This is a genomic window from Sulfitobacter sp. SBS6 (assembly GCF_048285585.1).
Classification (GTDB): Bacteria; Pseudomonadota; Alphaproteobacteria; order Rhodobacterales; family Rhodobacteraceae; genus Sulfitobacter; species Sulfitobacter pontiacus.
The window spans coordinates 67,575-87,632 of the sequence record NZ_JBLWBA010000004.1 but is presented as its reverse complement, the minus strand read 5'-3'; the positions used below and the strand labels follow the sequence as shown (position 1 = coordinate 87,632).

Genomic DNA, 20,058 nt, shown 5'->3' with positions numbered 1-20,058 from the left:
CGGGACCTCCGACAGGATAAAGATAGTTGGCCCGCCAGCAGCAGGTGCCAGCGGGCCAAGGAAAGCATGAATATGCAAAGGGGGGATTAGCCGCCCTTTTGCTCGTATGCCGTGCCCCAGCCCCAAGCGCCCGAGCCAAAGCCGCGCGCGACAACGCGTTCGCGGTAGATGCCCGAGACGACATCGCCGTCACCGGCCAGCAGCGCTTTGGTCGAACACATCTCGGCGCAGATCGGCAGCTTGCCTTCGGCGATCCGGTTGCGGCCGTACTTCTGGAATTCCGCTTCGGAGTGGTTTTCCTCGGGGCCACCGGCGCAGAAGGTACATTTGTCCATCTTGCCGCGCGACCCGAAGTTGCCCGCCTGTGGATACTGCGGCGCGCCGAAGGGGCAGGCGTAGAAGCAGTAACCGCAGCCGATGCACAGGTCTTTTGAGTGCAGAACGATGCCGTCGTCGGTCTGGTAGAAGCAGTCTACAGGGCAGACCGCCATACAGGGCGCATCGGAACAATGCATACACGCGACCGAGATCGACCGCTCGCCGGGTTGGCCGTCCTGAATGGTGACGACCTTACGGCGGTTGATGCCCCACGGTACTTCGTGTTCGTTCTTACAGGCCGTGACGCAGGCGTTGCATTCGATGCAGCGTTCGGCGTCGCAGAGAAACTTTGCTCTTGCCATCTTGATAGTCTCCTTACGCTGTCCAGATTTTGCAGAGAGTAGCTTTGGTCTCTTGCATCTGAGTTACTGAGTCATAGCCATATGTTTGCGCGGTGTTGGTGGATTCACCCAGGACGTAAGGGTCGGCCCCCTCTGGGTATCTGTCCCGCAAATCAACGCCTTCCATGTGGCCGCCAAAGTGGAATGGCATGAACGCCACGCCGCTTTCGACACGTTCCGTGACCATCGCCATCACCTTGACCTTGCCGCCTTCGGGGCCTTCGACCCAGACATCGGCACCGTCACGCACACCCAGATTGTTGGCGTCGCGGGTGTTGATCTCGATGAACATGTCCTGCTGAAGCTCGGCCAACCAGGGGTTGGATCGGGTTTCGTCGCCGCCACCTTCGTATTCGACGAGACGACCAGAGGTCAGCACGATCGGATAGTCCTTGGAGAAGTCATTCTCTTGGATGGACTTATACATGGTGGGCAGGCGCCAGAACTTCTTGTCGTCATAGGTCGGGTAGTCGGCGACCAGATCACGACGGTTGGTGTACAGCGGTTCGCGGTGGATTGGCACCGGATCGGGGAAGGTCCAGACCACGGCACGGGCCTTGGCGTTGCCGAAGGGGGCGCAGCCATGCTTGATCGCGACACGCTGGATGCCGCCCGACAGGTCGGTTTTCCAGTTCACGCCACCGGTGTCGGCGATATAGTCCGACGGGGTCTCGCCGGTCTGGGATGTTTCACCGACTTCCTCATCCGGCTTTGCGTTCGCCGGTTGGCCTTCGGGATAGCCCGCAACATAGTTGATCACGGCCATCTCTTCGTCGGTCAGATCTTTGTCCCAGCCCAGCTCACGCAGCATGGCCATGGTGAACTCGGGGTAGCCGTCCTTGATCTCGGAACCAGCGCTGTAGACGCCTTCGGCCAGCAGGTTGTCCCCGTCACGTTCCACACCGAAACGGGCGCGGAAGGTCAGACCGCCTTCGGCAACGGGCAGCGACATATCGTACAGGTTCGCTGTGCCGGGGTGGTTCATCTCGGGTGTGCCCCATGCGGGCCAAGGCAAACCGTAGAAGTCACCGTCGGCCGGTCCGCCTTTGGCGCGCAGCGTGGTGCGGTCAAAGGTGTGCTGGTTGGCCATGTGCATCTTCATGCGCTCGGGGCTTTGTGCGGTGTAACCGATGGTCCACATGCCGCGGTTGAACTCGCGGGTCAGGTCCTCGATGTTGGGTTCGTCCCCGTCCAGCGCGATGTTCTTGAACAGACGGTCGCTGAAACCGAACTTGTCCGCGAACAGCTTGATAATCGTGTGGTCGGGCTTGGATTCGAACAGGGGCTCGACGACCTGATCACGCCATTGCAGCGACCGGTTGGACGCGGTGACAGAGCCGCGGGTTTCGAACTGGGTCGTTGCGGGCAACAGATACAGCCCGTCTTGGCGGTCCTGCATCACGGCGGACACCGTTGGATATGGATCGACAACGACCATCAGGTCGAGTTTCTCCATCGCGGTGACCATTTCCTTTTGACGGGTCTGAGAGTTGGGCGCGTGGCCCCACAGAACCATCGCGCGGGTGTTGTCCGGCTGGTCGATATTTTCCTTGTCTTCCAGCACGCCGTCAATCCAGCGGCTCACGGGGATACCAGTCAGGTTCATCATCGAGGTGTCGTTGAACGACGCCTTGGAGAAGCGGGATTGCAACCATTCAAGGTCTTCTTCCCAAACCCGCGCCCAGTGGGCCCATGCCCCTGCGGACAGACCATAGTAGCCCGGCAGCGTATCGGCCAGAACGCCCAGATCGGTGGCACCCTGCACGTTGTCGTGGCCGCGGAAGATGTTTGTGCCGCCACCCGCGGTGCCCATGTTGCCAAGAGCCAGCTGCAGGATGCAGTACGCGCGGGTGTTGTTGTTGCCGTTGCTGTGCTGCGTGCCGCCCATGCACCAGATCACGGTGCCGGGACGGTTGTTGGCCAGGGTGCGCGCAACACGTTCAAGCTGCGACGCGGGTGCGCCGGTAACGCGTTCGACTTCTTCGGGTGTCCACTTCGCGACTTCGTCACGGATCTGGTCCATGCCCCAAACGCGGGTGCGGATGAATTCCTTGTCTTCCCATCCGTTTTCGAAGATGTGCCAGAGGATACCCCAGACCAGGGCCACGTCCGAACCGGGACGGAAGCGGACATATTCATCCGCGTGGGCCGCTGTACGGGTAAAGCGTGGATCGCACACGATCATCGGCGCGTTGTTCTGCTCTTTCGCTTTCAGCAGGTGCAGCAGCGATACGGGGTGCGCCTCGGCAGGGTTGCCGCCGATGACAAAGATCGCCTGGCTGTTGTGGATGTCGTTGTAGCTGTTGGTCATGGCGCCGTAGCCCCATGTGTTCGCAACGCCCGCAACGGTGGTGGAGTGACAGATACGCGCCTGGTGGTCGACGTTATTGGTGCCCCAATAGGCCGCGAACTTGCGGAACAGATACGCCTGTTCGTTGTTATGCTTGGCCGAGCCGAGCCAGTAGACGGAATCGGGACCGCTTTCTTCGCGGATCACGTTCATCTTGTCGCCGATCTCGTTGATCGCCTGCTCCCAGCTGATCCGGACCCACTGGCCACCCTCTTTTTTCATCGGGTACTTCAGGCGGCGTTCACCGTGGGCGTGTTCGCGTACCGACGCCCCTTTGGCGCAATGCGAGCCAAGGTTGAACGGGCTGTCCCAGCCGGGTTCCTGACCCGTCCAGACGCCGTTCGACACTTCGGCGATGACGGTACAGCCAACCGAACAGTGGGTGCAGACAGATTTGATCGTCTCTACCGCGCCGCTGACGGCGGTGGCAGCTGACGCTTGTGTGACAGAGCCCGCGGTCGATGCGATCGCCGCAAGGCCGCCGATGGCCAGACCGGATCCGCGCAGGAATGCGCGACGGTCAACGGATTTTTCCGCGATGTCGGATAGCATGCCCGCCCGCTGGGGCCGCCGTGCCATCCCGTTGGTCTTTTTCCGAAGCATAATAGTCTCCCTTGATGCCCGCGTGCTCTGACCGCGTGGGTCGGACCGGGGCTGAGTTTCCCTCCCGCGGTGGTTAGGCGCGCGGGTTGTTGATCATTGAATTAGAAGCGTGTGCTTTCCAGATAGGCGCGGGTGTGCGCGGTATCTTGCATCTTGTCCGATTGCAGATCGACTGGCTGCGCCTCGGCGGCGGTGCCGCTGCTGGCCACGGCAACGGCGGCTGCCGGTGCGGCTGTCCCTGCCAGTTTCAGGAAATTGCGGCGGTTGGTGCCTTTGGTATCCTGGGTCATGGGTTGTACCCCTTTCCTTGGTTATGCGGGGGGAAGCCCCGCCTGATGTAGTGCGGTTATCCCGCCGTCATACGAAATGCTTCGCGTTCAATGTCCATGAAGGCGCTGCCGACTGCGGCAACCCCGGCATATAGGACGGAGTTCTTGGCCCCTTGCAGGTCGGTAAAGAAGTGACCCGCCCAAGGCGCGATGTGTTTGTTGAAAAACGCCCGCTGCGTGGCGTCGCTGGCCGGAGCCCCAAAGCGCCCGACGATCATACCGCCCATCATCTCCATCAGGGATGCGATGTTGTCTTCGGGTTCAAAGACATTCTCGGCGCGGCTGATGCGCTGTGCGGCCATATCGCTGCGCAGGGCGGCGAGGGGCTTTTCGTTCAGAAAGCCGGTCAGGTAGTAGCTGGCATAGGGCAGCAACTCGCCCCGACCAAGACCAATGAACAGCGCGTTGAATTCGGTTTGCACTTTCTTGGGCGTCATGGCCTTGGCCACACGCGCAAGCCCGTTGATCGCCTCGCCCAACGGGCTGTCATCGCCGGACAGGCCGGCGGTCTGGTCCAGCAACATCTGATCCGCAGGGCGGGCCAGCATCACGCCAAGGTAATTGTACAGATCGGCGCGCAGGCGATCTTCGGCAGAGACTTGGGTGGCTTGGGCGGCAGCGGTCATGCGCTTTGCTCCTCAAAACGAAAGGCCATGCGGCGCGGGGGCAGGGCTGCGGGTTCTTCCATCGCTGTTTCGGCGACGGGGGGCTCTGCGGGGGTATCCGCTTGGACCACGGCGACGGCGGGTGCGTCGACCTCTGGCGGAACGACGGGCGGGGTCTGCTCTGTTTCAGCAGGTGTTTCTGCCGCATCGGTGGTGGTGTCGAGCGACGCCGCAGCCTTGCGCGCGACATCTTCGATATGACGGCGCAGCCCCTTGCCAACCTCATAGCTGGTGGTGAAATTCGTCACGGCAGAGGCTTGGGTATAGTCGTCAGCGTAGTCGACCAGATCATCCAGACAGGCCAGCGCCGGATCGGACACCCACAGTTTGCGCAGCGCACGGCGGCGCAGGTGTTCGGGGATGGCACGCGCCATAAAGGCCGAGAAATCATCGCCCGCTTTCAGCGTGTCAGGGTCGGGCAGATCAAACTCGGCCAGCAGTTCGGCGTCGGATTTTTCCGCCAGCGTGGCCTGATGCTGCGCCTCTGCCTGCTCTGCGGCGGCTTGCTGCGCGGCGGCTTCCTCTGCCTTGACGGCAGCGCGGCGGCGGTCCCAGAAGGATGTGTGACGGGTCATTGTGACGACCCCGAACGCGACGTGCGCGGTGCGCGGTAGACATCGGTTGTCTGCGAGATGCGCGCGTCCCCGATCCCGTCTTGCTTCGGCTCTTGGTATTTGTCGCGCCGACGCTTCACAAAGGCTTCTTCTTCGTGGTGCGTGTCGACATAGGCGCTGATCCAGGCATGCACCTGCGGGGTCATCATGACCTTTTCGACGATATCCTCGCCATTGTCGCTGTAATCCTGCGCCTCATAGGGAGAGGCGGTGACCATCACCACCTCAAGCGGGCGGGCAGGGTCGCGGGTTTCGCGGCAGATGACATAAAGGCAGGGCACATTCGCGGCGAGCCCGTGCACATAGGCTTCGGTGTCAGAGCGGTACAGCGTTAGCGGCACAGTGGTCACGTGATAGTCGGACACCTCGCCCTCGGTACGCAGCAGCTTCCAGTCGGCGGGGTCGGCACCGGGCAGGACACAAACCGCACGCCAAACGACCTTCGCCCATTTCGTCACGCCGGGTGACTTGCGAAGGACTACCCCGACGGGCATCGTTTGCGCTGATTTAAGCGGTGCGTTCAATTTGGTTTCCGATGATGTTTCAGGCGTTTCCGGCCTCATATTGACGTAATCATAACGCGTATCAAAGAGGATTCTAGGGTTGAATCACACAGTTTTGTGATTGCTGCAATGCGGCATTTCCCATGCGTCAGCATTTGCCATATTTGACTGGGGTTTCTGCCTTTCCGACTGTTTTTGTTAGGTAATTCATGCCGTAGGTGCGAACAGCCCTTTTGCGGGACGCAGGGGCAATTAGGGGTTTGCGGCGGGTCGCGAACACCACTAGCTTGGCGTGCGAGCGCTGACAGCGCCTTGCCGCTTGACCCATCCCATCCGGTGCTGTCCCCGAGGAGATTATGGAAAAGACTTTTCTGCTGTGCGACTGTCTGGGCAGTCAGGATATTGACGCGCCTGCCTTGTCAAAGGCGACGGGTCTGCCGTGCTCCAAGGTCTATAGCTGTCTGTGCACCGACCAGATCGGCACCGCGGCAGAGGCGATGGCCGCGGGCAACACCGTGATCGCGTGCCAGCAGGAACGCCCCCGTTTCGAGGAGCTGGCCGCCGAGATCAACGCAGAGGTGCCCCAGTTCGTCGATATTCGCGATCGCGCCGGCTGGCACGACGATCAGGGCGACGCGACGCCCAAGATGGCCGCCCTGATGGCGGAGCAGCAGCTTGCCGCACCGGCACCACGGGTGATGGATGTCGTGTCTGAGGGCACGTGTCTGATCATGGCCCCGCCCGCCCTCGCGCTTGAGGTGGCAGAGATGGTGGCCGATACGCTTGCGGTGACGGTACTGTGGCAGGGCGATTATGACGGGGCGGTTGATCCGCGTTTTGACGTGGTCAAAGGCGATCTGCGCAAGGCGTCGGGCGCATTGGGCGATTTCAGCCTGACCTTTGACCAGTTGCAGATGTTGATCCCCGGTGGGCGCGGCGCGCCTTCGTTCACCGCGCCGCGGGACGGGGCCAAGTCGCAATGCGATATCATTCTGGATTTGACGGGGAATACATCGCTGTTTCCCGCGCCGCACAAACGTGACGGCTATCTGCGGGCCGATCCGGGCAGCAAGCCCGCCGTGGCAGAGGCCGTGCGCGAGGCCATGCAGATGGTCGGCACCTTTGAAAAGCCGCTTTACGTGCGGCTGAGTGAAAGTCTTTGCGCCCATTCGCGGGCCGGGCAGCCCGCCTGTTCCAACTGTCTGGACCTTTGCCCGACGGGGGCGATCACCTCGGCCGGTGAACATGTGGCGATCGACCCGATGATCTGCGCGGGTTGCGGTAGCTGTTCTGCGGTTTGTCCTTCGGGGGCGATCACCTATGACGCGCCGCCCGTGGATACCCTGTTCCGCCGGTTGTCGACGCTGGCATCGACCTATCGCAAGGCGGGTGGCACCGCGCCGCGCTTGCTGGTGCATGACGACGACCACGGGGCCGAAATGATCCGCCTTTACGCGCGTTTTGGCGCGGGCTTGCCGGTTGATGTCATCCCGCTGGCCGTGGATGCGCTGGCAGGGTTTGGCCATGCGGAGATGCTTGCCGCACTTGGCTGCGGCTTTGCACATGTGGATGTATTGCTGTCGCCGCGTACAGAGCGTGACGTGATCGAGGTGCAGGCTGACATCGCCCGCGCGATCAGCGGCACCGATACGATCCGTCTCATTGATGTGGCCGACCCCGATGCGCTGGAAACCGCACTGGTCACCGAAACCGCACAGCCCGCGCATGACACGCTGCTGCCTCTGGGCACCCGCCGTCAGGTCGCACGGCTTGCAGGCAAGACCCTTCAGCCCGAGGCCAAGGTGATCGACCTGCCCGACGCCGCCCCCTATGGCGCGGTGCTGGTGGATACCGATGCCTGCACGCTCTGCCTGTCCTGTGTGTCGCTGTGCCCGTCCGGGGCGCTTGGCGATAACCCCGATCTGCCCCAGCTGCGCTTTCAGGAAGACGCCTGCCTGCAATGCGGGCTATGTGCGAACGTCTGCCCCGAGAATGCGATTACACTAAAGCCGCAGTTGAACCTGACCGCGCAGGCCTTCACCCAAGTGGTGCTGCACGAGGAAGAGCCCTTTGCCTGTATCGAATGCGGGTCGCTTTTCGGCGTGAAATCCACGGTTGAGAAGATCACCGAAAAGCTGGCAGGAAAACACGCGATGTTCGCCTCGTCCGAGGCGGCGAAGATGATCCAGATGTGCGACAACTGCCGGATCAACGCGCAGTACCACGCGCAGAACAATCCGTTGGCTGGCAAAGAACGCCCGCGTGTGCGCACATCCGAAGACTATTTCAGCAAGCGCAAAGATCACTAAGCGCTGTGCCGATCCACCCAAAGAACAGGAGAAAATCATGAGCGATGATTTCAACATGTCGATGCGCAAGTTCCTCAAGCAGGTCGGTGTGACCTCGCAGCAGGCGATCGAAGAAGCGATGCGCGAAAACGGCGACACCGGCGGCAAGACATTCGAGGCCAAGGTGGTGCTGACCATTGACGGGCTGGACCTTGAACATGTCGTGACTGGCAAGATCCAAGGGCAGTCCGAAGCGTGAGCGTCACCCGTGATGCCGTACTGGCCTGCCTGAAAACCCTGAATGATCCCGTCTCCGGAAAGGATATTGTAGAGCTTGGGCTTGTGAAGGCACTGACCGTCGACGACGGCGCGGTGCGCTTTGTGCTTGAGGTCAACCCGAGCCACGCCGACGCCTACGCCAAGCTGCGCGACGAGGCCGACGCCGCGGTGAAGGCGCTCGAGGGCGTTGCCTCTGTCTCGGCCGTGCTGACGGCCCATTCCAAGCAGGCACCGCCGCCCGACCTGAAGTTGGGGCGCAAGTCCGAACCCGCGGGGCCCGAGAAGATCCCCGGCGTGGACCGGATCATCGCCATTGCGTCGGGCAAGGGCGGGGTGGGTAAATCTACCGTTGCCGCGAACCTTGCCTGTGCGCTGGCCGCCGAAGGGCGTCGCGTGGGCATGCTGGATGCCGATGTCTACGGCCCCTCGCAGCCGCGGATGCTGGGCGTGTCCGGGCGGCCTGCGTCCCCCGATGGCAAGACGATCCTGCCGATGCGCAACTTTGGCGTGACGATGATGTCGATCGGGTTGATGACCAATGACGATCAGGCGGTCGTCTGGCGCGGCCCGATGCTTATGGGCGCGTTGCAGCAGATGATGATGCAAGTCCAATGGGGCGCGCTGGATGTGTTGATTGTTGATCTGCCCCCCGGCACCGGCGATGTGCAGATGACGCTGGCGCAAAAGGCCCATGTGGACGGCGCGATCATCGTCAGCACACCGCAGGATGTGGCGCTGCTGGATGCCCGTAAGGGGATCGACATGTTCAACCAACTGAAGACCCCGATCCTCGGGATGATCGAGAACATGAGCACGCATATCTGCTCTAACTGCGGGCACGAGGAACATGTCTTTGGGCATGGGGGCGTCGCCGCCGAGGCTGAAAAGCTGGGCGTGCCTTTGTTGGCCGAGATTCCGTTGCATCTGGATATCCGTGTCGCGGCTGACGGGGGCGCGCCGATTGTGGTGTCGAAACCCGACAGCACGCAGGCCGAAGGCTTCCGCAAGGTGGCCAAGGCCCTGATCGCGGGCGGGCACGCATGAGCGACAGCCCCGTCTTCCCCCCTTTGTTGACCGGCGCACAGGCGGAGGACCCGTTCGCTCAGGCCTGCGCAGAGGCGCGGCAGGGGTGTGATGCGGGGCTGGTGCTGTATAATCTGGGGCCAAGCGTATTGCAGGCCGCCATCGTCTTTGCGCCCGAGGTGCCGTTGGCCCAAGCGATGGCGATGCTCCCGCTTTGTGCGGTGGGCTTCCAGAACGCGCTTGGCGCGCTCGCCCCGCCAGAGGTGGGGGTGCATCTCGCCTGGAACGGCGATCTGCGTTTGAACGGTGCGATCTGCGGCCAGATGCGGGCGGCGGCGTCTGATACAGACCCTCATCACGTGCCCGATTGGCTGGTCGTTGCGTTTCACGTGAAGCTATTGCCGCAATCCGACACGCCGGGCGAAACGCCCGATGTCACCACACTTTATGGCGAGGGGTGTGCCGAGGTGAGCCCGGTCGAGCTGCTAGAGGCCTGGGCGCGGCATATGCTGGTGGCGCTGAACCGCTGGGATGACGAGGGCGCGGGCCCCTTGCATAAGGAATGGACCGGATTGGCCTGGACCATGGGAGATCAGATCACCCATGGCGATATGACGGGCGACTTTACCGGTATCGACGAAAACTTTGGCCTGCTGCTGAAAACCGATACGACCACGCATCTTATCCCTCTGACCGACCTGCTGGAGCCAACCCCATGAGCGATCTCTTCCTCGCCCGCGCCATCCACTTTGATGAAAGCGACCGCAATGTGTTCCACACGCCAGCGCGCACGGGCGAATGGTGCGTCTCTGGCGGGTTTGAATTTTCGAACTGGTCCGAAGGTGATCTGACCGGCAAGGCGCGGCAGGCCTTCGCGAATGGCTGGATGGGCGTAGAGACGTTTGGCCGCGTCACCTTTGTTGCCGTGACCAAAGCCGAACCCTTCGAGGTTGAAGCGATCACCTTGCAGCTGATGAAGCATTTCGTCGAGATCTATGGCGCGCCATCGCCCGAAGCGGCCCGCCCCGTCGCGGAAGAGGAAGTCGCCCAGATGATGGAGCTTTGCGCCGACCACGCGCCAAACACCTTGCTGACCGTCGCACGCGAGCTTTCAGACAGCGGTGTGCGCGAAAGCTATCGTTTTATTGAACCGCAGGATGCGGGAATTGACCAGTTTGCGGTACACGGATCGTTAGACGATGACGATCATGGCGGGCACGGCCATTCTCACTGACAGTTAACTATACGAAACGCCCTGTCCGGCTATCCGGTCGGGGTTTTCCCTGATCTGGGCCCGGATCGGGCCAAACATTCCCCAAAATAAATAGAATCAACGCCCTTTTGCATGAGGGTGACTCGCCTGCTTTGCGCGGCGAGATGCGGGTTTTCGTCTGCAATCACCGCGCGAATTGCGTGTTTCGCCATCGAATTGATAGCGCCGCATATACGGACGGGTAGGGGGCTGCCCAGCAGATCAAAAACCTAGCCCTAAGCGAGAATGCACCCCGAGACATTTCCCCTGATGATGAGTTCAGGACAGCCCAAACACTGGGCCGGTTCATCAAAACCGCCGGCGGTGGTCGGCAACTAGGGGAAAAAATTATGACTTTCAAAACTCAACAAATCGCCCGTGCACTGCTTGCTGGTGTCGCGATTTCTGTCGCCGGCGTGCCGGCTTTTGCTGACGCACTTTCCAGCACATTTTCTTTCCGCATCGTCGAAACCAATGACGGTGGCGAAGAGGAGTTGATCGAGCGGGGCACCGTCCGCCCCGGCGAGGTCATCCAATACCAACTGCAGCACGAGAACACGACTGCAGACGCACTTGCGGGGATCGTTATTGCGGCCCCCGTACCCGAAGGGGTCACCCTGACGCTTGGCGCACAGAGCACATCGATCAAGGCCGTGTTTGAAGTCCAGGCTGATCTCGACCCTGAAAACGATGGCCTTGAATGGTCCACACTTCCCGCCACCCGCATGGTCGCCGGTGCAGATGGCACACTCCAACCAGAACCACTTCCTGAGGATCAGATCGCTGCCGTCCGTTGGACGCTCAGCGAACCTTTGGAGTCAGGCGAAATCGCACTCAACAGCTATCGGGTGCGCGTCAATTGATCGGGGGGAACCTGATCCAATTTACCTAATCTAGATAAATCAAAGGAATGACTAACGTGAAACATCAATCTTTCTTCATGCGCTCTGCAAGCGCGATGGCGGTGACTGCCGCATTTGGCGCAGCCGCTTTGGCCGCCGCACCAGAAGCCGGGTCCGTGATCGGCAACCAAGCGGTTGCGACCTATACAAACCAAGCCGGCGATACCATCACGGTCACGTCGAACACGGTTGAAACGATCGTTCAGCAGGTTGCTGGCGTGACATTGACCTCGGACAACAACGAAACCATCGCACCCGGTGGTAAAGCCTTCCTGCCGCACATCGTTACCAACGAAGGGAACGGCGCAGACTTCTTCGCACTGACCGCAGTAGAGACAGACACAGGCACGCTCGATACCTCTGCCATCGTCTTCTATCCGGATGCGAACATGGATGGTGTCGCGGATAGCGCCACACCGCTGACCGAAACGCCAACATTGGCACCGGGCGAGCAGTTCGGCGTCGTCATCGAAGTCTCTGTCCCCTCCAACGCAACAGGGTCGGACAGCATCACAGTGACCGCAAGGTCTGATCTTGATGGCACAGAGACAGCCGTCAACACCGATACGCTAACCATCTCGAACGACGCCATTGTCGAACTGGTCAAGTCCATGGTCGCTGATGCAGCGTCCGGCGGTAACCCCAACATCGTCGATGCCGGCGATACCGTGAGCATCGAGCTGACATATTCCAGCACCGGTCTGGCTGCTGCGAACAACTATACCGTCGATGACATTCTGGACGGTCGCCTGGCCTATGTGCCCGGTTCGGCACGGTGGTCTGACGCCGCGGGTATTCTGGATGACGCCAACGGGTCTTCTTCGGTCGATGCGACCAATGGCTCCGGCGAGACAATCGCCTTTGATACCAACGGCCAGAGCGTCAACTTCAACATCTCGAGCGTCGGTTCCGGCCGCTCCGGTAGTGTGACGTTCCAAGCTGTGATCCTCGACACTGCTGATGCGGGTATCATTGAAAACGTCGCCACACAGGAAATCGACAACGTTGCCTTCCCACCCTCGAACACAGCTTCGATCATTGTGGATGACCAATTCGCGGTCTCTATCGCTGATACAGCCATCGACGGTGCTGGTGCAGCGGATCCAACGACGGCTTCGGCAACAGATGATGACGCGGCAAACAACGATGTCGTGACCGAAACTGGCGATGCGGCCCAGGGTGGCACAGTGAAGCATGAATTCGTGCTGACCAACCGGTCGAACCAGACCGACAGCCTGACGCTTGATGTCAGCAACATCGACTACCCCGCGGGCACAACCTTCCGCTTTGTGGGTGCAGATGGTGTGACGCCGATCATCGGTTCCGTCGGTCCGCTTGCTGCGGGTGACAGCGCCAAGGTCACCTTGATCGCAACACTGCCAACAGATGTGGCCCCAACGGCTGCTGCCAACTTCAACGCCACCGTATCCACTACCTCCGATGCCTCGGGTGTTTCCGATACATCGACAGCGACCTTCACCGGTGCGATCCTTGCCTCTGCCGTTGATCTTGAGAACGCAGTCGCAGGCTCCGAAGGCGATGGCCTTGACCCCACCAATGCCGGCGCGCCTTGGGTGAACTATGCCACCGACCCCGGTGCACCGGTCACCTACGACATGGTCGTTGAAAACAACGGCCCGGTATCCGACAGCTACAACCTCTCGCTGGCACAAGCGCTGCCCGCCGGTTGGACCGTCGAATTCCGCTCCGCTGACGGGTCCGCGATCAGCAACACCGGGACCATCCCTGCTGGTGCAAGCGATACCTTCACCGTTGTGGTAACCCCGCCGGCAGATCAGGCACCGGGTGACACATTGGTCGACATCGCGCTGGTGTCCTCTGTCTCGGGCCAAGGCGACCGGATCGTCAACGAAGTGACCGTGAACGAGATCTACAACGTAGAGATCATCGATGACCAGAACGCCCAGGCCTCGCCCGGTGGTATCGTCGACATGGTGCACACCATCACCAACACCGGTAACGTTGCAATCACCGAAGGAGCGATCAACGACACAGGGTTGAACAACTTCTCGGGCGCTTTGTTCTGGGATGCAAACGGCAACGGTGTGATCGACCCCTCCGAGCTGGTGATCGACAACTTTGATGATCTGACGGACGGTGTATCGGCTGGTGTGAACGGGCTTGCCCCCGGTGAAAGCATCTCGGTTATCTACCGTGTGCAAACACCATCGACAGCGACAAGCGGTGTGACCGAAATCGGTACCATCAGCCTTGACCCCTCGCTGAACGGTGGCACAGCGACCGACGCGGATACTGCTGACAACGCAGTAGAAGACCGGATCGTGATCATCTCTGGCGACGTCACGCTGAGCAAGTACCAGTACATCGACGCCAACTGCGACGGCACCGTCGGGACCTTTACCAAGACCCGTCAGGACGTCTCTCCCGGTCAGTGCATCCGCTACAAAGTGGAAGCTGAAAACACCGGCTCTTCTCCCGCTGCAAACGTCATCATCTCTGATGCCGCCCCTGCCTACACATCGGTAACCGACTGTGGTGGCACATGCAGCGAGACGCTCTTCCCGGCAGGTAGCACCGCCACAGTCACCTCGAGCAACATCTCGAGCGACCACGGCACGGTCCTTCCGGGTGGGTTCGCCACGCTAGAATTCACCGTTCAGGTGGACGAGTAAACGAACCCCAGGTTTCCCCGGAGCACCCTTCCCCCCCTCGCTCCGGGGGAACCACACTTCCTCTCCTCTTAGAAAAGATAGAACAGGGATTGATCAAATGGACCGCAACTTTCACAAAACCGCCCTCCGCATGATGTCGTGTTTCTGGATCGTCGCGCTGGTGATCTCCCTCCTGCCGCACGGCGCCGCTGCCAAGCAGGTACCCGCAGGCACCTTCATCCGGAACGTCGCGCAGACCACCTACTTTAACGAAGCGCTGGGCATCATCGAGACTGTATACTCGAACGCCGTAGACGCCAAAGTAGCCGCAGTGCCTGCGCTGGATGTCAACGGATACTCCGAACTGATGCTGACCCGTGGCGCGATGGCGCAATACTACTTCGAGGTCGCCAACATCGGGAACGTCCCACTGAACGCCGCCATGACCATGCAGCACCAAGAGGGTGCCGGCATGATGAACGACGCCCGCCTTGTCTATGACGCGAATGCCAATGGCCGCATCGACAATGGCGAAGCCACGATCAGCGCAGGCGCGCCGATGTTCATGGATGTGGGCGATAGCGCTCAGCTCATCTACGAATTCCGCACCTCCTTCTACGCCACTCCCGCCACGTTGATGCAGTCGGTGTTGTCGGTATCTGCCACAAGCACAACAGGCTTCGCGGCCCGTCGCATCCTGACGGGTGCCGCAGCTGGCAAGACCACCATCATGGGCAGTTCGCTTGAGCTGCAAAAGGAACAATCCGTCCGCGAGATGGAAGACGAAACACAGCTGACCTACACGCTGCGCCTGCGCAACGACTCGGACGGTGATGTGCTGGCCTATGGTGACGTACACGGTGCCCAGATCCGCATCGACGGGGCCGCCGCCACAGGTGTTCTGCTGCGCGACGAGGTGCCCCTGAACGCCCGTTTCCACAGCATCACCGACCCAAGCGGCATGGTTGCCCTGTATCACGCGGCGGGCGATGCGCGTCATGATTACCAGACTGCGCGCCCCGCTGGCGAGGTCGACGCCGTGGCCTTCTTTCACGAGGGCGACTACGAAATCGGTTTTGCCCGCGACCCCGCGTTCACTGTGACCGTGCCCATGAACTTGGGCGACGTAGAGGTCGCCAACACCGCCCGCAGCTTCGTGAAAATGGAAGATCGCACAGTTGATGTAGACTCTAACACAACAGTTTACAGCCGCGATGCTGCCGGGACCGGTGCCCTGCAATTTGAACATCCTGAAACCGCAGCAGACCAGCCTCATGCTGTGCCAAACAGCGATACCCGCCTGCGTCTGACCGCCGGTGCGTGCAACGAAACGATGTCCGCAGATCGTGCGATCATCACGCTGCGCAGCTTCCTGACCGGCGATGTAGAGCGTGTGACCGCCACGGAAACAGACCCTAACAACGGTGTTTTCCTTACCGCCGCCGTTCCTATGGCGCGGATGGATGTGCCCGTATCCGGCGACAATGTGATCGCGACCACCGACGGTGACCGTCTGATCGCCACTGCCGATTGTGCCGGTGCCGCGCTGCAAGACGAGCTGCTGATCACCCCCGGTAACTTCCTGTTCAATGCGCTGACCAACGAGCCGATCGGGAATGTGGCCATCGCGCTGATGGACATGAACAGCGGTGCCGAAATGGCGCGCCGTATGACCGATGCCCGCGGCTTCTTCAGCTTCGGTGACATGCCTGCCGGTGAATACCAGTACGCCGTGATGAACGCCCCCGCATGGGACGTTCCTTCCGTGCGCGCCGACTTCCCCGGCTTTAACCGTCGTGTTGCGGGGGCCGGTTATATGGCAAGCTTCCGCCACGCCGGTGGGATGCTCGACATCTCGGACATTCCTGCGGACCCACACTATGGCGTGCCGCTGGCGCTGGACAAGCAGGCCGACAAGGATATGGTCGGCGCGGGCGAGTTCGTGGTCTACACCCTGAACTTCACCAACAACATGAACCAGGCGCTGATCGGTGCCGAAATCATGGATCGCCCCGCCTATGGCAGCCAGCTGGTTGCAGGGTCGGTGACCTTCAACGGCGAGACAATGGAAGACCCTGCCGTCGATGCGTCGGGTGACATGACCTATGACCTGGGCATGCTGGCCCCCCTGTCGAGCCACGAGCTGACCTATGTCATGCAGTTCACCGCAGCCGCCCGCGAAGGCCGCAACGAGAACACCGCGGTTCTGACGGGTCGTCAGGCGGGCACCGGTACCGTGATGCAGTCCCAGACTGCCCGCGCGATGGTCAAACTGAACAACAGCGGTGGCGTCTTCGCCCGTGAAGCCACTGTCATCGGGTCGGTCTTTATGGACTGTGACAAAGACGGTATCCGTGGCGACCACACTGAACCAGGTATCCCCGGCGTCCGTATCGTGACCCAAGAGGGCCTGTCGGTTGTGACCGATATGGATGGTAAATACTCCCTTTTCGGTCTGCGCCCCGTGACCCATGCGTTCCTTGTGCAGGACGAAACCCTGCCCGTTGGTACCGAAGTGACCGTAACCCGCACCAATGATCTGCTGCGCGGTGGGTCGCGCCTGATCCCGCTGCGCAAGGGGGAACTGCGCGCCGAGCACTTCGCCGTGCTGGACTGCACCCCCGAAGCGATGGCCGAGGTTGACCAGCGTCAGAAGTACTTTGCCGAGCAGCCGCAATCCAACGCGCTGACCGCTGCCGACCTGCCGATTGAAGGCCAGCGTGCGCCGGTACGTTCGGTGCGCAGCGAAGCCGGTGTGGCGACCACCACGCAGCTGAGCTCGCGTCTGATGCAGCGTCTGGATGAAAACCGCGCGGCGAACTCCGTCTCTGAGAAAGCGTCCGGCAAGGCACAGCGCCAGTCGCTCGAGATGCTGATCAAAACGCTGGACGATGCACCCGGTTTCGTGGACCTGACCGATGGTCAGACACTGGATCGCCGCACCCAAAGCGTGCGCGTCAAGGGCAAGGGCGATCTGTCGCTGGGCCTGCTGGTGAACGGCCGCGAGCTGAGCAGCGACCGCGTAGGCGAGCGTACAAGCTTCGAGAAGAACAACACGCAGGCACTGGATTTTGTCGCGGTGAAACTGGACGCGGGGCAGAACACCCTGACGCTGGTCGGCCGTGACGGTTTCGGCATCGAACGTGTCCGCGAGGAAATCACCGTGGTTGCCCCCGGCAAGCCCGCCAAATTCGAGGTGATCATGCCCGACACCGCGCCCGCATCGCCGACCGACGTGATCCCGGTTGTGGTGCGTGTGCTGGATGCCCGTGGCATGCCTGTACCTGCCTCCGGTACCGTGACACTCAGCGCCAAGCTGGCCCTGTGGGACGTGGCCGACATCCGCGAAGGCACCCCCGGCGTGCAGGTCTATCTGGACAACGGCGAGGCCACCTTTGGGCTGATCCCGCCACAGGTTGCAGGCACAGACCGTATCACCATCAGCGGTGCCTTTGGCCGCGCCGAAGAAACCATCACGTTCACCCCCGATCTGGACCAGCGCATCATGGTTGGCGTGATCGAAGGGGCCGTGGCCTTGGGCGGCGCGAAGGGTGAGCTGCTGGACGCGGATCGTTTCAGCTCTTTCGAAGACACAACCACCGGTCTGCGGGGTGAAGTGTACCTTAAGGGCGTGATCTCGGGTGATGCGCTGCTGACACTGCGCTATAGCTCGGACCGTGACACCGAAGACCGCCTGTTCCGCGACATCCGTGGCGACGAGTTCTACCCTGTGTATGGTGACAACTCCGAACGTGGCTTCGACGCGCAATCCTCGGAAAACCTGTACGTTAAGGTCGAGAAGGGTCGTTCGTACATCCTTTACGGTGACATCGCGATCGAACCCGAAGCCAGCGCGCTGAAGCTTGACGGCATGCGTCGTGTGGTGACCGGTGCCAAAGCCCATTGGGAAAACGACAAGGTCGGCGTGACCCTGTTCGGTGCCCGTACTGCCCAAGAGCAGCGCGTGCAGGAATTCCTCGGGCGTGGTGTGTCCGGCCCCTATGACCTGGATCTGGACGGCTATGTACAAGGCTCCGAGCGGGTTGAACTGCTGGTGCGCGATGAAGAGGGCGGGGATGTCATCTCGACCACGCCGCTGCGCCGCGGCAGCGACTACCTGCTGGACTTCTTTGGCAACTCGATCACTTTTGACGATGCGGTGCGCCAGTTCGACGGTCAGGGCAACCCTGTGTCGGTGCGCGTCACCTACGAAGTCGATGTGGAAGGGGCCGACCGCTACTGGCTCTATGGCGGTGAGGTGAACCTCGCGCTGACCGACCGCACCACCGTTGGCGCACGTATCGTGCATGCCGATGCCGACCGTGGCAATACCGCCCGCGAGCGTCTGCACTCTGCCTATATCCGTCACGAGGGGACGCAGGGTGGCGTGTGGGAAGCCGAGGCTGCGCGCTCCGAAGATGCGAATGGCGTATCGGATACGGCCTACCGTCTGTCCTACGACATCCGCAAGGAAACCGGACACTTCAACTTCGAGATGGTTCACACCGGCGAGAAGTTTGCCTCGCGCGGCGGTCTGGCACTGCCCGGCACCACCCGCGCACGTCTGAACTACGGTTTTGAGATCGACGGGACCAGCGACTTTGTTCTTGGTGTGGACTATGTACGTGACCGCACCTCTGACATCGAGCGTCTGACCGTGGATGCCGTCTATGCCAAAGAGTTCAGCACGAATTTCAAAGGCTACATCGGGCTGGAGTATCGCCTGGATCACACCGCAACCTCGAAGAAGGCCCATCCCGGTCTGATCCTTGGCGGCCACTGGACCCCTGCGAACCGCCCCGGCACCGTCATCACCGCAGAGCTGCGTCACCCCTTTGGCGGCTCGGACCGCCCGACCGAGCTGACCCTGGGCATGTACCGCGAGCCCGTGCCCGGCTGGCGTGCCTATAGCGAGGTCGAAATGACCTTTGGCGACGACAGCATGGCCACACACTCCAAGCTGGGTTTCTCTTACGACCTGAATGACTGGCTGCGCGGAAGCACCGATTTCGTCAAAGGTCTGGGATCTTCGGACACCATGTTTACCCAGGTGATGATGGGCAAATGGGCCATGAACGGGAACACCAGCTTCAGCTTCGGGATTGAACATTCCCGCAGCATGGAAAGCGACGATCACCGTCTGACCAGCGTTGCCCTTGGCGCGAAGTGGGGGTCCAGCGCGGAAAGCTGGGTGGGCGATGCCGATGCGGACACCACCTTTGAAGACAGTGGCAACACCCATTACGCCAGCTTTGGCATCGCGGGTAAGATCACACCTGACTTCACCGTGCTGGGCCGTACCCGTGTTGCACTGGACAAGCGCGACGGTCGTGACCACCGCCGGATCCGGTCGCGTGCGGGTATCGCCTACCGTCCGGTTCACGATCCACGCCTCGAAGTGCTGGCATGGTACGAGCACCGCATCGAACAGCGCGAGACCAAATCGGTGACCCATATGTGGTCCGTAGACGCGGCCTATGAAGTAGACGCCGACCTGCGCCTGAACGCGAAATACGCGGGTCAGTCGCAAAAGCTGACCACCCTTGGCGGGTTCTCTGCCCGCGCCACCACCCAACTGGTGCAGGCTGGCTTTAACTACGAGTTCGGCGACAACCGGTTCCAGATCGGCTTGAACGCCGCGCATTTGTGGGACAACCAAGGCAATGCCACCAACGGTATCGGCGCAGAGATTGGGTTTGCCCCCACCAAAGGTGCGCTGGTTGCATTGGGCTATAACCGCGCGATGAACAAATCGGCCCTGCGCAGCGATCTGTATCAGGAAGGTTTCTACCTGCGCTTCAAGCTGCTGCTGGATAACTCGCTCTGGGACCGTCTGGACAGCTTTATGGAAAGCTAAAGCCAAACGGGACTAACCCGTCACGGCACAAAAAAAGCCCC

General features: G+C 61.1%; 14 protein-coding genes. 8 read left to right on the top strand and 6 right to left on the bottom strand.

Translation table 11 applies throughout. From position 1 onward, the window contains the following. Window positions 1-86: 86 nt before the first annotated feature. From fdh3B to ACNQ62_RS01635, 6 genes are all read right to left on the bottom strand, one after another. Window positions 87-680 carry a formate dehydrogenase FDH3 subunit beta gene (gene fdh3B, locus ACNQ62_RS01660; protein ID WP_005850298.1) on the bottom strand — a complete coding sequence of 198 codons (594 nt, stop codon included), beginning with the start codon at window positions 678-680 and terminating at the stop codon, window positions 87-89. Between the two features lie 13 nt (window positions 681-693). Next, window positions 694-3,672: a formate dehydrogenase subunit alpha gene (locus tag ACNQ62_RS01655; RefSeq protein WP_005850296.1), complete on the bottom strand. Its 2,979-nt coding sequence runs from the start codon at window positions 3,670-3,672 to the stop codon at window positions 694-696. Between the two features lie 101 nt (window positions 3,673-3,773). Beyond that, window positions 3,774-3,962 carry a twin-arginine translocation signal domain-containing protein gene (locus ACNQ62_RS01650; protein WP_005850294.1) on the bottom strand — a complete coding sequence of 63 codons (189 nt, stop codon included), beginning with the start codon at window positions 3,960-3,962 and terminating at the stop codon, window positions 3,774-3,776. A gap of 56 nt (window positions 3,963-4,018) precedes the next feature. Further along, window positions 4,019-4,627, bottom strand: coding sequence for a TorD/DmsD family molecular chaperone (locus ACNQ62_RS01645; RefSeq protein ID WP_009825482.1), 609 nt, complete (start codon window positions 4,625-4,627; stop codon window positions 4,019-4,021). Beyond that, window positions 4,624-5,241, bottom strand: coding sequence for a DUF3306 domain-containing protein (locus tag ACNQ62_RS01640; RefSeq protein ID WP_418094058.1), 618 nt, complete (start codon window positions 5,239-5,241; stop codon window positions 4,624-4,626). The genes ACNQ62_RS01645 and ACNQ62_RS01640 overlap by 4 nt, the downstream gene beginning before the upstream one ends. Further along, window positions 5,238-5,774 carry a DUF3305 domain-containing protein gene (locus ACNQ62_RS01635; RefSeq protein ID WP_005850288.1) on the bottom strand — a complete coding sequence of 179 codons (537 nt, stop codon included), beginning with the start codon at window positions 5,772-5,774 and terminating at the stop codon, window positions 5,238-5,240. Before ACNQ62_RS01635 ends, ACNQ62_RS01640 begins: the two co-directional genes overlap by 4 nt. A gap of 365 nt (window positions 5,775-6,139) precedes the next feature. On the opposite strand from ACNQ62_RS01635, the gene ACNQ62_RS01630 reads away from it, so the two are divergent. The 8 genes from ACNQ62_RS01630 (at window position 6,140) to ACNQ62_RS01595 (ending at window position 20,017) form a co-directional block, all read left to right on the top strand. Then, window positions 6,140-8,092, top strand: coding sequence for a 4Fe-4S binding protein (locus tag ACNQ62_RS01630; RefSeq protein ID WP_418094057.1), 1,953 nt, complete (start codon window positions 6,140-6,142; stop codon window positions 8,090-8,092). A gap of 37 nt (window positions 8,093-8,129) precedes the next feature. Then, entirely contained in the window at window positions 8,130-8,330 is a 201-nt protein-coding gene (locus ACNQ62_RS01625; protein WP_009825478.1) for a DUF6494 family protein, read from the top strand. After that, a complete protein-coding gene (gene apbC / locus ACNQ62_RS01620) occupies window positions 8,327-9,394 on the top strand; it encodes an iron-sulfur cluster carrier protein ApbC (RefSeq protein ID WP_009825477.1) in 1,068 nt (355 codons plus the stop codon). The genes ACNQ62_RS01625 and apbC overlap by 4 nt, the downstream gene beginning before the upstream one ends. Continuing rightward, on the top strand, window positions 9,391-10,092 hold the full coding sequence (locus ACNQ62_RS01615; RefSeq protein WP_418094056.1) for a DUF4444 domain-containing protein: 702 nt from the start codon (window positions 9,391-9,393) through the stop codon (window positions 10,090-10,092). The genes apbC and ACNQ62_RS01615 overlap by 4 nt, the downstream gene beginning before the upstream one ends. Continuing rightward, window positions 10,089-10,607, top strand: coding sequence for a DUF6505 family protein (locus tag ACNQ62_RS01610; protein ID WP_064217021.1), 519 nt, complete (start codon window positions 10,089-10,091; stop codon window positions 10,605-10,607). Before ACNQ62_RS01615 ends, ACNQ62_RS01610 begins: the two co-directional genes overlap by 4 nt. A 368-nt stretch (window positions 10,608-10,975) precedes the next feature. Beyond that, window positions 10,976-11,488: a hypothetical protein gene (locus tag ACNQ62_RS01605; protein WP_243250790.1), complete on the top strand. Its 513-nt coding sequence runs from the start codon at window positions 10,976-10,978 to the stop codon at window positions 11,486-11,488. A 47-nt stretch (window positions 11,489-11,535) separates the two neighbouring features. Continuing rightward, window positions 11,536-14,181, top strand: a complete 2,646-nt coding sequence (locus ACNQ62_RS01600; protein WP_132997868.1) for an NEW3 domain-containing protein — start codon at window positions 11,536-11,538, stop codon at window positions 14,179-14,181. A gap of 97 nt (window positions 14,182-14,278) precedes the next feature. Continuing rightward, window positions 14,279-20,017: a hypothetical protein gene (locus ACNQ62_RS01595; protein ID WP_418094055.1), complete on the top strand. Its 5,739-nt coding sequence runs from the start codon at window positions 14,279-14,281 to the stop codon at window positions 20,015-20,017. Window positions 20,018-20,058 lie beyond the last annotated feature (41 nt).

What these genes read in the sequence shown, in the direction of transcription:
- fdh3B (WP_005850298.1), bottom strand. Translation starts at nt 680, where the DNA reads ATGGCAAGAGCAAAGTTTCTCTGCGACGCCGAACGCTGCATCGAATGC.
- ACNQ62_RS01655 (WP_005850296.1), bottom strand. Translation starts at nt 3,672, where the DNA reads ATGCTTCGGAAAAAGACCAACGGGATGGCACGGCGGCCCCAGCGGGCG.
- ACNQ62_RS01650 (WP_005850294.1), bottom strand. Translation starts at nt 3,962, where the DNA reads ATGACCCAGGATACCAAAGGCACCAACCGCCGCAATTTCCTGAAACTG.
- ACNQ62_RS01645 (WP_009825482.1), bottom strand. Translation starts at nt 4,627, where the DNA reads ATGACCGCTGCCGCCCAAGCCACCCAAGTCTCTGCCGAAGATCGCCTG.
- ACNQ62_RS01640 (WP_418094058.1), bottom strand. Translation starts at nt 5,241, where the DNA reads ATGACCCGTCACACATCCTTCTGGGACCGCCGCCGCGCTGCCGTCAAG.
- ACNQ62_RS01635 (WP_005850288.1), bottom strand. Translation starts at nt 5,774, where the DNA reads ATGCCCGTCGGGGTAGTCCTTCGCAAGTCACCCGGCGTGACGAAATGG.
- ACNQ62_RS01630 (WP_418094057.1), top strand. Translation starts at nt 6,140, where the DNA reads ATGGAAAAGACTTTTCTGCTGTGCGACTGTCTGGGCAGTCAGGATATT.
- ACNQ62_RS01625 (WP_009825478.1), top strand. Translation starts at nt 8,130, where the DNA reads ATGAGCGATGATTTCAACATGTCGATGCGCAAGTTCCTCAAGCAGGTC.
- ACNQ62_RS01615 (WP_418094056.1), top strand. Translation starts at nt 9,391, where the DNA reads ATGAGCGACAGCCCCGTCTTCCCCCCTTTGTTGACCGGCGCACAGGCG.
- ACNQ62_RS01610 (WP_064217021.1), top strand. Translation starts at nt 10,089, where the DNA reads ATGAGCGATCTCTTCCTCGCCCGCGCCATCCACTTTGATGAAAGCGAC.
- ACNQ62_RS01605 (WP_243250790.1), top strand. Translation starts at nt 10,976, where the DNA reads ATGACTTTCAAAACTCAACAAATCGCCCGTGCACTGCTTGCTGGTGTC.
- ACNQ62_RS01600 (WP_132997868.1), top strand. Translation starts at nt 11,536, where the DNA reads ATGACTAACGTGAAACATCAATCTTTCTTCATGCGCTCTGCAAGCGCG.
- ACNQ62_RS01595 (WP_418094055.1), top strand. Translation starts at nt 14,279, where the DNA reads ATGGACCGCAACTTTCACAAAACCGCCCTCCGCATGATGTCGTGTTTC.